The organism is Kouleothrix sp. 19917 (assembly GCF_057073505.1).
Window position 1 is genome coordinate 936,331 of record NZ_CP097099.1, and the last position, 15,109, is coordinate 951,439.

At 63.3% G+C, this 15,109-nt stretch carries 9 protein-coding genes; 5 read left to right on the top strand and 4 right to left on the bottom strand.

Translation table 11 applies throughout. The features are described from left to right. The first annotated feature begins 95 nt into the window (after positions 1–95). From M1P90_RS03730 to M1P90_RS03750, 5 genes are all read left to right on the top strand, one after another. Positions 96–1,634 (top strand): hypothetical protein, encoded by a 1,539-nt coding sequence (locus M1P90_RS03730; protein WP_483701314.1) that lies wholly within the window; start codon positions 96–98, stop codon positions 1,632–1,634. A 329-nt stretch (positions 1,635–1,963) separates the two neighbouring features. After that, the gene (locus M1P90_RS03735) at positions 1,964–5,305 is read left to right on the top strand and encodes a hypothetical protein (RefSeq protein ID WP_483701315.1); all 3,342 of its coding nucleotides are present in this window, start codon (positions 1,964–1,966) and stop codon (positions 5,303–5,305) included. After that, a complete protein-coding gene (locus M1P90_RS03740; protein WP_483701316.1) occupies positions 5,302–6,567 on the top strand; it encodes a hypothetical protein in 1,266 nt (421 codons plus the stop codon). The genes M1P90_RS03735 and M1P90_RS03740 overlap by 4 nt, the downstream gene beginning before the upstream one ends. A gap of 49 nt (positions 6,568–6,616) precedes the next feature. Then, positions 6,617–7,336 carry a hypothetical protein gene (locus tag M1P90_RS03745; protein WP_483701317.1) on the top strand — a complete coding sequence of 240 codons (720 nt, stop codon included), beginning with the start codon at positions 6,617–6,619 and terminating at the stop codon, positions 7,334–7,336. Between the two features lie 6 nt (positions 7,337–7,342). Beyond that, positions 7,343–8,557: a cellulase family glycosylhydrolase gene (locus tag M1P90_RS03750; protein ID WP_483701318.1), complete on the top strand. Its 1,215-nt coding sequence runs from the start codon at positions 7,343–7,345 to the stop codon at positions 8,555–8,557. A 149-nt stretch (positions 8,558–8,706) separates the two neighbouring features. Here M1P90_RS03750 and M1P90_RS03755 read toward each other — a convergent pair whose 3' ends face one another. The 4 genes from M1P90_RS03755 to M1P90_RS03770 all read right to left on the bottom strand — a co-directional run bounded on the left by M1P90_RS03755 (position 8,707) and on the right by M1P90_RS03770 (position 15,102). Then, positions 8,707–9,387: an IS630 family transposase gene (locus M1P90_RS03755; protein ID WP_483704598.1), complete on the bottom strand. Its 681-nt coding sequence runs from the start codon at positions 9,385–9,387 to the stop codon at positions 8,707–8,709. Between the two features lie 26 nt (positions 9,388–9,413). Next, entirely contained in the window at positions 9,414–9,836 is a 423-nt protein-coding gene (locus M1P90_RS03760; protein WP_483698560.1) for a helix-turn-helix domain-containing protein, read from the bottom strand. A gap of 500 nt (positions 9,837–10,336) precedes the next feature. Next, positions 10,337–13,279, bottom strand: coding sequence for an interleukin-like EMT inducer domain-containing protein (locus M1P90_RS03765; RefSeq protein WP_483701319.1), 2,943 nt, complete (start codon positions 13,277–13,279; stop codon positions 10,337–10,339). A gap of 11 nt (positions 13,280–13,290) precedes the next feature. Further along, positions 13,291–15,102: a LamG domain-containing protein gene (locus M1P90_RS03770; RefSeq protein ID WP_483701320.1), complete on the bottom strand. Its 1,812-nt coding sequence runs from the start codon at positions 15,100–15,102 to the stop codon at positions 13,291–13,293. Between the last annotated feature and the right edge of the window lie 7 nt (positions 15,103–15,109).

Here is a 15,109-nt window from a genome sequence, read left to right on the forward strand (position 1 = left end):
ACTGCGCCAGCGAAACCAGCACTATTTCCTGAAGAATACTGTTTATTCCATCGTTAGAGCGCCTAACGTCAGTGCCTGCATGATGAAAGAGCCGCATGCGAAAGAACATTGTTATTCTGATTTTCATCGTGCCGGTGCTGCTGTTTGCGCTGCTTGGTGCATTTGCGCGCATTATGCTGATGTTCGACCATAATGAGCATATGTACCTTGCGGCTGCACTGCTTTCCGGGCAGGGAAAAGTGCAATACCGCGATTTCGCATATTTGCAGATGCCGTACCTGCCATTGATCTACCGTGCTATCTACACAGCGTTTCAGGCTCATTCATTCTATCTTCTCATTGGCAAGTTCGCCAGCTTCGCGTTTGTCGTCATTTCCGCGCTGGCAATCTTTTTCGTGGCATGGCACATGCTGCGCGACCGTGTGTCAGGAATAGCGATTGCCACGCTTTTTCTGATGAATATCACGATTATTGGCCCGGCAGCCGAGGTTTCGAACTACATTGCGCCGGTTGCGTTTTCGCTGGTAAGCTGCGCGCTGTTCCTGCATGAACTTGAACGCCCACGAGCCGTTGGCCTTGCACTGGCGGGCATCATGCTTGCGCTGGCGATTGGCACCAAGCTGACCTATGCGACGGCGGCGTTGCCGTTTGTTGCCGTGGCGCTGCTGCCCGCGCGCGACCAGACATTTGGCGCGCGGCTGCGCCAGGTGTTTCTGCCGTTTGCGCTTGGGCTTGCGCTCGGGCTTCTGCCAGTTTTCTTGTATCTGGCCGATTTCGACCGTTTTCTGTTCAATAATCTGACGTACCACACCATTAATACGCAATGGCGCATCCAAACCGGCCATAACGAACCGCTGACACTCGCGGCCAAACTGCCCGACACACGCGACCTGTTTCTGCGCTTTGATACGCTGCTGGTGCTGGCGGCCTGCGCACTCGGCGCGCTGGGCGCAACTGCGCGGGCTGCCCGCATCGGGCGCGCGCCACGCTGGCAGCCCGGCGCAGTTCTGGCGCTGGCCCTGGTGCTGGTGAGCATCCCAACCGCAATGGTGCCAACGCCCTTGTTTCCGCAGTATTTTGCCATGCCGGTGAGCTTTTTGTATCTGCTGCTGATTTTTGCGTGGCGGGGTGCCGGGCGTTCCCGTGCGCGCAACATTTTTCTGGCTGTGCTGGTGCTGCTTGCGGCGCTTGTATACGCACCCGACGCATTGCCGCTGGTGCGGCAGGCGCGCGACCGCCAGCAGTGGAGCGGGGTAGGGACGCAGCGGGTGGCGGGCGATGTGCGCGCGATCCTGCGCGAGCACGGCCTCGACACAGGCCAGCCCATCGGCACGCTTGCGCCGCTGTATGTGATGGAAGCAAACCTGCCGATCTACTCCGAGCTGGCGACCGGCCCATTCCTCTACCGCGTTGGCGATTTGCTGACGCCCGAGCAGCGCGCGCGCTATGTTGGCACCTCGCCCGCAAGCATTGGCGAGCTTTTCGATCGCAACCCACCCGCCGCGATTCTGGTGAAACTGGAATCGGAAGGCAAGCTCGACACGCCGCTGATTGACTATGCGACCAGCCATGGCTACCAGCGCATCGGCATTCCCAACAGCCGCGGCGAGCTGTACCTGCGCCCACCTCAGTAGACAAGAGTGAAAGGGTGAAAGGGTAAGCCTCCCAATCTCAGAACCTCGCGCCCCAGACCCCGTGGGCAGTAGCCATCAACTTTCAAACCTATAAACCTGCAACCTTCAAACCTGCAACTTGCAACCCAAAAACCTCCGTGCCTCTGTGCCTCCGTGGTGAAACGATTCTTCGCAAAAATTGCGATCACATAGCTATTCTGCAACATATTCGCCTCTGTTCTGTCACCACCTCTTCATGATTTGCGCTAGCCGTCCGCGAAGCACAGGCGTACACTGAGGGCGCGCGAAAAGACGCTGCGTAATCACTTGCCCTTCGCGCCGCCAATGCTATGCGTTCACTCCTTAATCGCTACAACCCAACGCTTTTTCTTGCGCTGGCGCTGGCGCTGGCCTACCACGGCGCGCTGCTGCTGATGGGCACCTACAAAGGCACCTACGACGCCTACGTGCACATCTTTTTTGCCGACCACTACGCGCGCGCCTGGTTCGACCACTGGGAGCCGCGCTGGTACACCGGCTTCCCGATGATCAGCTACCCGCCCGGCTCGCAGCAGTCGATTGCGCTGCTTTCGTACTTTGTGGGGCTGGAAAACGGCTTTGCGATTGTGGCGACCTTTTCGGTGCTGAACGTCACGCTCGGCATCTACCGCTTTTCGAAAATCTGGGCGAGCGAAGAAGCGGCTGGCTATGCCGCGCTGCTCACGGTTTTCGCTTCGAACATTGCCGAAACCGTGCATGTGTTTGGCCAGCTGCCCACCATGTTTTCGCTGGGCTTTTTGCTGAATGCGCTGCCGTTTGTCTACCGCTGGATGCGCGAAGGCAAGATCCGCTGGCTGTTGACGGGCTGGCTGCTGAATGCGGCGACCACAGCCGGCCACCACGTCACCACCCTGTTTGGCGCGGTGTTCTTTGTTGCGCCAGTAATCGGGCTGGCGATTGTCGAAGCGCTGCGCGAGCCGCTGCCCGACGAGCCGCCGCAGCACCCGGCCCGCATCACGCGCAGGAATGTGTGGGCGCTGGTGGCGCGGCGTGTGCGGCGAATCGTGCCGGCGCTGACGCGGGCTGCCATTTACGGGCCGGGCCTGATCGTCGCGCTGGTGTTTGTGGTGCTGCCCTACTGGCTGTGGAGTAAATCCGACCCGATCACACAGGTGTCGATCCCGCACGCCTCGCGCGATTCGTTTATCAAGAACACTGCCGCCGGCCTGGTGTTCTGGCTGGTGCCCTATGGCCTGTCGCTGCTGCTGCTGCCGTATGTCTTCTACAAAGGCATCACGACGCGCGCCTGGCCGATGATCCTGTCGTGGTCGGCGCTGTTCTTTCTCGGCACTGGCGGCACCACGCCCTACCCGAAAATGCTGCTCGGTGGCGCATTCGACGTGCTGACGCTCGACCGCTTTACCTTCTGGGCGACGGTGACACAGTTGCCGCTGCTGGGCGAATTCGTGGTGAGCATGCGCCACGGCCGCTTTGCGCGCTACACCCGCGAGCAGTTTGGCGATATTACCTGGCGGCTCACGCAGATCGCGCTGATTGTGAGCTATCTGCTGGTGTCGATCTTTGTTGCGAACCTCACGAAGTTCCGCAAGTTCCAGCCCGACCCGATCAACTTTCAGCCGATTGTGACCTTTCTGGAGAAGGATCAGCACTCGCGCTGGCGCTTCCTGACGCTGGGTTTTGGCGACCAGATGGCCTGGCTTTCGGCGCAGACCACTGCTTCCTCGGTGGATGGGAACTACCACTCGGCGCGTCGCCTGCCCGAAATGACCAGTACGCCCGTCGAGCGGCTGGAAGGCGCGAAGTACAGCGGCGTGCCGGGGATTGGCTCCTTGCAGCAATTTATCGCCGTGCCCGATAAGTACAACCTCAAGTTTATTTTCTCGAACGACCAGTTCTACGACCCGCTGCTGTATTTTTCGGGCTGGCATCGGCTGCAACGCCTCGAAAACGGCATCATGGTCTGGGAGCGCGAAGATATCCCGCCCATGCCCGAGGTGCTGCCGCGCAAGGAGATTCCCTACTACCAGCGCGTGATGTGGGGCATTGTGCCGATGACGGCGATTGTGAGCGCGCTGATTGCGTTTGCCTCGCCGGTGTGGGCGCCCTATTTTCTCTGGCTGCTCAATCGCGACGAAGAAGGCGCGGGCCTGAGCACCGGCCACCAGGTGCGCGGGCGCGTGTGGCGGCTGCTGGGCTACTGGTTTGTGTTTGTGTGGCGGCGCATCAGTGGCTTTGGCCGGCGCGCATGGGTGGTGAGCCGCATCTCGCGCGTGTGGCGGGCGATCGACGGCCGCTTGCTGCGCTGGTCGCAGCTGCCCGTGAGCGACGACACCCCAGCGGTGCGCTGGCAGGTCTGGCTCGATTGGGCGCGCCAGCTGCCGCGCCCGCGCCCGGCCACGCCCACCGCGCAGCACATCCGCCTCGCGCTGCTGGCGCTGATCGTGCTGACGGCCGGGGCCAGCGCTGTGAACTGGTATAGCAACCAGCTGCGCACGCCCACCGCCGTGGTGCAAGCCTACTACGACGATCTCGACTTTCGACGCTTCAGCACGGCCTACGCCCGGCTCGACCCAGCCACACGCCCGGCCTACGACCAGTACCTGATCGACCTTTCGGTGACGGGCGGCATGGTCGCTTCGTATGGCAAGCTGAATAGTGTGAAGGTCGACACGCTGGCCGCCGAGGCCGAGCGCGTGGAGGTGGCCGCGCATACCGACTGGGTTACGTCACTTTCGACCTACAAAACCACACAGAACCTCACGCTGATGCTGCGCGACGGACAGTGGGTGATCGAGCCCGACTCGGTCGACATAACGGTTCCGCCCGAGCAGTTCTTTCGCCGCGCCGAGATCGGCTATGTTTCGACCGGGCGGCGGCGGGTGACCACCAAGCCCACCGAGTTTGGCGATATTCTCGACCGCCCCGAGCTGCAAGTGCTGTCGTCGCACCTCGTCAAGCACGACGGGCGCTACAGCGTGGTGGGCGAGCTGCTGAACACCTCTTCCGACCCCGCCGATGTGACGGTAACCGCCTTTCTGCGCGATGCCGACGGCAAGGAGCTGATTCACTACAACGCGCAGGAAGCAATGGTACACAAAATCCTGCCGAAAGAAGTGACGCCGTTTCGGGTGGATTTCGAAGGCGTGGCCGGCGCGGTGCTTTCCGACACGCTCGACCTCAAGAATTTCAAGCCGGGCGCGTACACACCGCCGGTGCTGACGCGGCCAATCGCCAGCTTTGACGCCTACGCAAAAGGCGTGGTAACGCAGCACGACCTGGCTCGCAACCTGAGCCTGCAGAACATGCAGATCGTGCGCAATGCCGACGGCAGCACCCACCTGACTGGCCAGCTGCTCAACACCGGCACCGCCGAAGCAACGATCCCACACGTCTTTCTGACCTATTACGACGCCGAAAATCAGGTCGTCTGGGTCGATCATGTCTACATTCGCGATGCTGTGCGCCCGCAGCGCGTGCAGCCAATTGATATTCCGCTCACTCCTGCCGGCGATGTCGAGCAGATCGGGCATCCGGGCGCGCTGTTCGCTAACAAGCTCCAGCCCGATGTCGATGCGCAAACTGCCTGGCGCGAGCGCCTGCCGCTGCCGCCCGGTATGGGTTTTACATCGCTGCGGGTGAGCGTGAATGCGTTTGAAGGCACAAGCCTGTGATGCGGCACATGTGGCGGCGCTGGCTGCTCCCGGCCGTGTTTGGTGTATTCGCGCTGCTTGCCCTGGGCGGCTGCGCGACCACTGAAACGCCCGCCGCGCCAACCCTGAGCGGCGCGCTCAGCCTCGAAACGCCCGCCGCGGTGCGTGCCAGCGCGCCCGTGCCGGTGGCGGTTGTGCGCGCCGACGCGCCCGATGGCCTGGCCGTGACGCTGGCGGCGCAGGGCAGCTATGGCATGCGCATCTACCGGGGCGTGTTTGCGAAGGGGCGCGCAACCATTACCCTGCCCGGCGAGCATACCCGCCAGACTGGTGTGATCACGCTGATTGCGCGCGCTGGCGCAGCCCGTGGCGAAGGGCAGGTCGAGGTTCGCCCAAACCCGCCGGCCGACCCGGTGGTGCCAATCGTTGGGCCGCGCTCGGTTGCTGCCGATGGCGAGCACGAGACGATGGCGCTGGCGGTGCCGTTCGACGATTACGGCAACCCGGTGGCGGAAGGAATGCCGCTCACGCTGCGCATCCTGCACCCCGGCGACCAGCTTGAGCAGCAGACTTTGACCGTGACAAACCTGCTGGCCTGGGGCTGGGTGCGCAGCCGCACGCAGGCTGGCCGCGCGGTGGTGAGCGCGGCAGTGGGTGATGCGCACGGCCCCGACGCAACCTTCGAGGAAGTGCCGACATGGCCCGCTCTATTCGGCCTGAGCGCCAGCCCGCTCAATCTGCCCGCCGATGGCCGGCAGATGCTCACGCTGCGCACCGACCTGATCCGCGACCGTTTCGGCAACCCGATGATCGATGGCACGCTGGTGACGTTTGTGGTCGAGGTCGCGGGCAGCGAGCCGCGCTTCATTCCCGCCTACACCGTCGATGGCGCGGCCGAGGCGCAGCTGCAAGCCCCCACCGAGCCGGGCACCGTCACGGTGCGCGCCACGCTCTATGGCGTCGAAAGCCGCCCGCTGACCTTGAGCTTTGCGGCCGGGCCGGCGGTTGGCACGATTGCGGTGAAGGCGCAGGTGAACGCGCGCGACGGCTTTGTGACGCTCACGGCTGGCCCGCTGCTGGCCGCGCTCGATCAGTTTGTGCCCGATGGCACGCCCGTGCAGTTCACGCTCGTCGGGCCGGATGGCGCGCAGCAGCTCGCCGCGCTTGCGGAAACAGGCTACGCCAGCCTTGAGCTGCGCCTGAGCGAACTGCCCCCTGGCAGCTACAGTGTGGCGGCAAGCGCTGGCGCGGGCCAGGGCCAGACGCAGTTTACCGCGCCGTAATCGGCTGCCCAGAAGGAGTGGGCGCGGTGAATCCCACGCCGCGCACGACATGTCACGACGACGCGCAAAACTGATCATCTGGCTGATGCTGGTGCTGGTGGCGGGCTCGGCGGCGTGGGGCGCTGTGCGCGGCGCGGCCGAGCTGCTGGCCTATTTCGAGCGTGGCGCCGACCCGGCCAGCGCGCTGAATATCATCCCGAACGTCCCGCCCGACCTGCATGTCAAGCTTGAATGGCGCGCCGACACGCCAAACATCGGTCGCGCGATCGAGCCCGTCACACGCACGCAGATCGAGGCCTCGTATATTCGCGCGTGGCTGCAGTGGAGCCTTTCGTACACCAAGGGCCAGCCCTACGGCCTGAAAACCTACTTCGAAGGGCCGGCGCTCGATGCCGCCAGCAACGCCGTGACCGACGCAGCGGCGCAGGGCCTGACGATCGAGCAGACCGACACCGCGCACAACCTGCAGCTGCACTTCTACAGCGCCAATGGCGCAATCGTGTCGTTTACCGACCACGACGCGCTGGTGGCGCAGGTGATTCGCGATGCTGGCGGCACAATCGTGTATGCTGGCGAAACACGCGCCGACTACGATGTGGTGATGTTTCTGCAGGATGGCGACTGGCATGTGCGCCACTGGGTGCGCCGCGCCGCCGCCAACGCGCCGCCCGCGCCGGTATTCGCTGCCCGCCCCGGCTTTGTAACGCGCTCGGGCACGCGCCTGATGCTCGACGGCCAGCCCTTCCAGGTGTATGGCATCGACTACTAACCGCGTGTGACGCCCTGGGATCGCTTCTGGATCAACTATGACCCCGCCGAAATCGACCGCGACCTGACCAGCATTCGCTCGCTGGGCCTGAACACCGTGCGCACCTTTATTCCCTTCGAGCAGTTTGGCGGCCCCAAGCCCGACCCCGCGATGCTCGACCGCCTGCAGGATTTCCTCGACCGGGTCGATGCGAATGGCATGAAGGCGCTGCCGACGCTGTTCGACTTCCGTACCGATTATCGCCCGCTGCTCTGGCCCGAATCAGACCGCCACCTCGAAGGTGTATTAACGCGCTTTCGCGATCACCGCGCCATTCTGGCCTGGGATATGAAGAACGAGCCAAACAACGACTACGGCTCGAACGGCGCGGAAGTGGTGGATGCCTGGCTCGCGCACACGGCCCGCCTTGCCCGCCAGTACGACCCCAACCACCTCATCACCATTGGTTGGCTAAACCCGCGCGCGGCGAGCAACCTGGCCGACGAGGTCGATTTTGTCTCGTACCACTTCTTCTCGCCCGCCGACGAGCTGGCCGCTGGCTATGCCGCCCTGCGCGCCGCCGTGCCCGACAAGCCCATCGTGATGTCGGAGTTTGGCCTGCCAACCTGGAATAGCTGGATCTTCCCGCACGGCCATACCGAGGCCGAGCAGGCCAGCTACTACGCCGACATTTTGCGCACCATGCGCACAACCGACAGCGCTGGCACGGCGGTGTGGACGCTGCACGATTTTAGCTACGTGCCCAAGCAGGTGACGGGTGGGCAGCCGTGGCGCATCGGGCCGGAGCTACAGCTGGGCGTGCTGCGCGCCGATGGTACGCCCAAGCCGGCAGCGGCGCTGCTTGCGCCGGGCGCATCGCTCGATGTGCCGCCCGTGCCGGTCTGGGCGCGCTGGCTGAAACCCTTCTGGCTGACGATCTACCTGCTGGCGCTGGTGCTGCCCACCCTGGCGTGGCGCTGGTGGCGCGGGCGTCGCAATCGCCGGAAACACACCGCCGGGCCGCTTGCTTCCCCCACACCCAAAGCGCCAAGCGCCGCACCCGCGCCAGAGGCTCAGCCCACAACACCGCCTGCCCTCCCCGCGCCCGAAGCGCCGAGCGCGCCACCACTACTACCTGAGCCGGCAGTCACCCCGGCGATTGCTGTTGCGCAGCCACCAATAGCTGGCGCAGCGCGCGGGCGCAAGCGCAACCGCCGCAACAAGCGCAATCGCCGTCGCTAAGGCATTTGGGGTTTACGATTGCGCCGAGGCGCATACTAATGATGAATGAGCGCCACCGAACTCCGCACAGGTCATTTGAAAATGCACTATAGCAAAGAGCAGATCAGGCGAGCCACAGAGCGCACAAAGGACACTGAGTACTCTGTCAACTAAGTTTCCTTGTATTTCTGATTTAGGGAATTGATACGAGTATAGTGCCGATTGAATTTGGCACGTGCCGCTTGGATGCCGAACTGCCAGTGGATCTTGATACCCTTGGTACTGCGTTCGTCAAGTAAGGCGAGCACTTCGCTGCGCAGGACTTCAATTGTCGCGATCCGTCGAGCCAGGCATTGGCGCGAGATTGCTGAAAACTCGCACTCGATCATGTTTAACCAACTGGCCCCTTTGGGTGTATAGGTGAACTCGAAGCGCTCAGTGAGCGCAAACGCTTCCTCGGCACTCAAGTGTTCATAGAACGACGAGGCATTGTGGGTGTTGAGATTGTCGAGAACCAATCGGATGCGCTTGGCTTGCGGATAGGCAGCCGCGATCTGCTGACAAAACTGCATGAACTCGCGCTTGGTGCGCCGCTCAGAGACCTGCCCAAGCCGTCGTCCCGTCAGCGGCTCGATCGCCGCAAGCAGCGCACACGAGCCAAGCTTTTCGTATTCATAGTGTTGTTTCTCAATCTCGCCTTTGCGCATCGGTCGCGGCAGCAAGATCTCGCCAATCAAAAAGCACGGTCGTTCATCAAAGCACACCACGGGATAGGCGGGATCATAGGGCAGCGCATACAGCGCCAGGATCTGTTCGAGATGCGCCAAAAAGGCAGCGTCAATACGACCAATGCACCAGGTGTCTTTAAGATGCGGTTTTAGTTCGTTTTTTTTAGGACATCAGCAACAAAGGTATGCGAAATCTGCTCGCACAGCCCGGCTTCAACCACCTTTTCGGCGAGCAGACGCAACGACCAGCGAGCATGACCCGCTGGCGCATCGCTACAGGCGAGCGCGGTGATTTTGGCACGCTGCGCGCCATCGATCAAGGTCGGACGACCAGAGCGAGGCGCGTCGTCAAGGCAGCGTAAGCCAGAGGTTTTGTAGCCGTCACGCCAGGCAGCCACTGCGTTGTAGGTCACACCGAGCGTGGACGCGGCATCTTGAAGCGTTTTACCACGATCAAGTTCAAGCAAGGCAGTGGCACGTTTGAACGTGCGAGCGCTCAAGCTGCCTTTCGACAATAGCGTTTCGAGTGTTGAGCGGTCGTCATCAGTGAGTGTCAGGTGCTGTTTTTTCATACGGTCAGTCTACCAAGACTGCCGGAAGAATGCAAGGAAATTTAGTTTACGAAGTACTGAGTACTTTGGAAAATAAGTTATTTCATACCGCGGGCAAGCTTCCAGGAAGCTCATCTGGCTACCATGTTGAAGCAAGACTGGCTTCAGCTTCCTGGAAGCTGAGTGTAAGGGAATTTATTTTCCAGAGCACTGAGTTTGGGTTTTATTGCTTGATGATCGTTGTTTTGTTGTGGCTCAACCCTCAGTCTTCGGCTCCGTTCTGTAACATATCGCTCATCCGCTTCGCTTGCCTTCCCCGACATTTCCATTGCTACGACTGAGCATATTGCACGCATAATCTGGTTTATACAGCGTCAGAGGGGTGTAAGGCCGCCTGCTTCTTGCTTTTCTGGTCGGCTCTGCGCGGAGAGTCGTATGGCTGCGTGCGAATTGCGTCAACACAAAAAGTTCGGGGCTGGCTGTGCCAACCCCGAACCTCGGATCGTCTGCTGTCTGCGATTTTATGCAGCCGGCTGCGGCGCCGTAAGCGGCTTGCCCCATTTGCGGGCCGGCAGCAGCGATACCGCAATCGCCAGCTCGATACCCAGCGCCAGCGCCAGCGCCAGCAGCGAGGCGGCCCCGCCCAGGCGCGCGCTCAGCGGGCGATAGACGAACGTAACCTCGTGGGGCTGGCCATCGAGGGCGGGTGGCAGCACCACGGCGCGCTGCATGCCATTGGCGCGCAGCACCGGCGTGGGCAGGCCATCCACATACGCCTCCCAGCCAGGGAAGGCCGCCTCGCTCACCGTCAGCAGGCCGCGCACACTATTCTGCACCAGCAGCGTGACCCGCTCGGGCTGGTACGATACGAGCTGGCTGGAAAACGTGGCGTCGGCGCGGGCGGGCAGCGCACCCACACCCACGTCGGCTGTCACTGCTGCGGCCGGGTCGAAGCGCTCGACGGCGGTGCCGGGGGCTGCCCCTTTCACGCCAATCAGCGCGTAGGCTGCGCCAGTTTTCCCTTTCAGGTCGGTTGCGGCGCCCAGGCTGGCGATCGCCGCGCGCGCGCCGTCGGTCAGGCTGTTCACACCTTCTTCGTAGGTGGCCAGCGCGACGATTGTGCCATCGGGCGCGGCTGCAATCGCCGCCGCCAGCCGGTCGCTTTCATCGGCTGAAAGGTAGGTGTCGTAGCCGCCGCTGGCGCGCACTTTGCCGGTGGTCGGGTCGATCAGCGCCAGCACAATGCCGCGCTGCTTGGGAGTGACCGTCACGCCATCCACCATGACGGCGCTGTAGTGCACCGAACCGCCGGCCAGCACGCCAATATCAACCGGGCTGCGCACGCCGCTTGTGCCGATTTCGTAGAGCGCCGGGTCGACCGCTTCGGGCCAAACCTGCTTGAGCGTGCTGTCGAGCGTGCCGCTGTCGACGGAAATGGGCGGCTGAGCGCCGAGCGGCTGGCCGTCGCGCAGCAGGCCGTTCAGCGTGATTGTTGTGGTGGCCGGGCGAATGGCGGTGCTGAAACGCGCATAGCTGGGCTGTTGCGCGCGTTCCCACAGCTTGCCCTGGCTGTTGTCGAGCACCAGCCTGGCGTCCGGCGCGGGCGGGTCCTTTGCGTCGGGCTGGGTCAGCACATAGCCGACGTTCAGCAGGTCCCAGCGCGTATTTGCTGGCAGGTTCGGCCACTGCGTCAGCATCTCGAAGCGCTGCTGGAGATCGAGAATATTGTAGCCAGTGGCGAACGGCGTGCGATACAGCGCGCTATAGTTGTCGGGCAGAATTTCGGCGGCATTGTCGGCGCGCATGCCGTCGGGCAGGCTGGCCAGGCGGTCGAGCAATTGCTGCTGGTCGGCAACCTTCCAGGGCACATCGAGCAGCTGCGTCTGGTAGCCCTTGATCGTAAAGCGCATGGTGTCGGGGTCGGCCTTGATCGTGTCGTGGTAGGGCGCGAAGGTCGCCACGTCGATAAACATCAGCAGCGCCGCGACGGCGGCCAGCCCGCGCCCGGCCAGCCTGCCGCTCACGCGCACCCACAGCAGCGCGGTTGCGCCGGCCAGCAGCAGCATAAACAGCAGGCAGGCGTTGGCGGTCTGCGTCAGCAGCGTAAACGTATCGCCCGAGGGGTTGCGGCTGAACAGGTTTTCGGAAAAGAAGAAATCTTCGCCAACCGGCTTGTAGTTGTTCAGCAGCGCAACATACAGCAGCACGCCCAGCAGCACCGCCACGCCCAGCAGGCCAGCCACGCCGCGCGCAAGCTGGTGCAGCCGCTGCCGTTCGGCCTTGTCCAGCGATGTGAGCAAATTTTCTGCGCCAAAGGCCGCCAGCACCGCCAGCGCAAAGTTGGCAATATAAAAAGCGCGGGTGCTCACGCGGATGGAGGTAAATCCGGGTACAAAGCGGTAGATCAGGCCGTCGAGCAGCGTAAAACCGCCCAGCGCCACCATCAGCGCCACCAGCACGGCCACGCCAAAGAAGCGGCGCTCGGCGCGCGGGCGGGCCGGCACGACCCACGCGACTGTCGCCAGCACCAGCGTCAGCACGCCTGCGTAGATGCGGAACTCGGTCGCACTCCAGCCCAGAAACTCGGGCACCAGCAGGCCGATCAGGTTGCGCGGCAGCAGCGAATACTGCACCGTGAAATCGTAGGAAAGCTCGTTGCGCAGCGAGCGGCCGAGCAGCTCGGCGGCGGGCAGCAGCGCCACTGCTGCGATGCCGCCCGCCAGCAGGCCAGCCAGCGCAAACAGCGCCGGGGTACGCAGCCGCGCCCGCCAGCTGCCCTTCCGCAGCGTCGCGCTCCAGCGGTAGGCCATATAAGCCAGAATCGTCACCGAGCAGTACAGCGTCACCTGCGGGTGGCCGGCCATTACCAGCTGGCTCAGCGCCAGGCCAGCCGCCACCGCCCAGGCCAGCGCGTGGCGCGGGCGCGCCGCCGCCCAGGCGCGGTCGAGCAGCCACAGCACGCCCGGCAGCCACACCACCACCGCAAACATGTTGTAGTGGCCCCGGTGCCCAACAAAGAAGCCATTGAACTCAAACGCAATTGCGCCAACCAGCGCGGCGGCGGGGCGCACGCCCAGGTTGCGCACATAGGCAAAGAACAGCAGCGCCCCCAGCGAATAATGCGCAACCACCAGCAGCTCAAACGCCATGTAGGGCAGGTCGCGCCCGCGATACAGCAGGTCGAGCAGCAGGTTGGGCAGGTAGTAGGGCGCGGTTTGCACATCGCCCAGCAGCGGCATACCCGCCAGCTGGTAGGGGTTCCACAGCGGCAGCTGGCCCAGGTTGAACAGCCGGTGGATGTAGACGCGCGTCGGGTAGGCGCCCATCAGAATGTCGCCGCCGAAGATCACGCGGTCGTGCGGGTTGGCGGCCCAGACCTGCCAGAACACCAGCAGCGGCAGCATGATCAGCAGCAGCGCAGCCAGCAGATCGGGCATGTATGGTTGTAAACGGTATCGTTTCATCATTTGCTCAGTTATTGTTGTACGTTGAAATTAATATCGTCGAACGCCACTTTGCTGTTGCTGGCCAGCAAGCCGAGGTAGCCCGATGTATAGGCAAGTTCGGCATCTTTCTTGATGACGGTGCCGTCAAGCGTGAAGGTCGCCTTGCCATCTTTCACCGCAATGCCCAGCGTGTGCCATTCGCCATCGCTGCCATCGGGCACTTTGGCGCTGCCTTCAAACACGAAGTTGCCGCCATCGTCGAAATGGCCCCACTGCAGCGCCTTGCCACCTTCGGTGTAGTTGATCATCTGGCTCACGCTCTTTTTGTCGCGCTGGGCCATGTTGAAGTACATGCCACCGCCCATGTCGCCGTCGAGCCGCTTCAGCCGCACCGTCGCGCTGTAGCTGTCGCTCTGGAAGGGCGAGACGCTGCCAAGATCCGAGCCGGTGGCGCTGGTTTGCTGGTAGGATTGGTCGATGTTCTGCCAGGTGCCGCTGAGCACCTGCCAGCCCTTGGTGTCGCCGTCGGCAAAATCGTCTTTGAAGCTGGTGGCTGCGGGCGCGGCCGTGGGCAGGGTGGTTGGCGCGGCCGCCTGTGCGGTTGGCACCGTCGCATCGCCCGGCAGAATAGTCACTTTCACTTCGTCATAATCGACTTTGGTTTTCGAGGTTACCAGGCCGAGCGAGCCGCTGGTGGATGTGTTCTTGATCTGGCCCAGCTCGCGGCCATCCAGCGCAACCGTGCTGGCCGCGCCGTGGGTAGTCAGGCGCAGGTCGTGCCACTGCCCGTCGCTGATCGGCGGGTCGATCTTTGCGCCGCCTTCGTAGATATAGGCGTTCTTGTCGTCGTAGCGCCCCCAGCGCAGAAAGCCGCCTTTGTTGTCGAAATCGACGATCTGCGCGCCGGCGCGTGTGGTTGCGTTGGGCGCGTTGTAGATGAAGCCGCCGCCCATGTCGCCTTCGCCCAGCCGCAGCTTGGATTCGAGGGCGTAATTCGTTTGCGGCGCGATGTTCATCATGCTGATAAAGTCGTAGCCAGTGTTGTCGCGCTGGCTGTAGATGCCGTCGTGCGCCTGCCAGTCGCCCGAGAGCGGCTGCCAGGGGCTTTGGGCCGGGTTGGTTTCGTCGAAGGTGCTGGCCAGCAGCGGCTGTGTGCTGACCGCGACGGTTGGCGCTGCACCGGGCTGTGCGGCGGGCTGGGCCGTGGCTTGCGTGGCCGGTTGAGCGGCGGGCTGGCCCGTGGCCTGCGTGGCCGGTTGAGCGGCGGGCTGGGCTGTTGGTTGGGCGGCCGGTTGAGCGGCGGGCTGGGCTGTTGGTTGGGCGGCCGGCTGCGCGGCTGGCGCATCATTCGCCGCCGTGATCAGGCCCGGCGCGGCGCTCACATAGGTATATTGCGACGGATCGGCGGCTTTGCTCAGCGGTGCCGAAAGCGCTTCCTGCTCGCCGGGCGGCGGGCCAAAGTCGATCACCCAGGTCAGCTTTTCGCTGCTGGGCATTTTTGCCAGCCGGTCGGCAAAGGGCTCGAGCTGCATCAGCGCCCAGGTGCGAATACGCGCCCGGTCGGTCTGGGCGGTGCGCGTGTAGAGCACCAGCCGGTCGCCGGGCAGGTACGAGCCCGAGGCCATCTGCACGCCTTCCGAGCCAGCAGCGGCGCGCGCAATATCCCAGGCCAGCGTTTGGCCGGGCAGCACCTGCACAGGCGCGGCCGGCCGCAGGGTGCGCATGGCCAGCAGCCCGCCCACCGCAAGCGAGGCGAGCAGCACGCCACTGATGATTATGCGGCCGGGCTGTAAATAGCGCCGCCAGTTCCATGTTCGTAATGCCAGGATGCGAGATGTCATAGTGCTC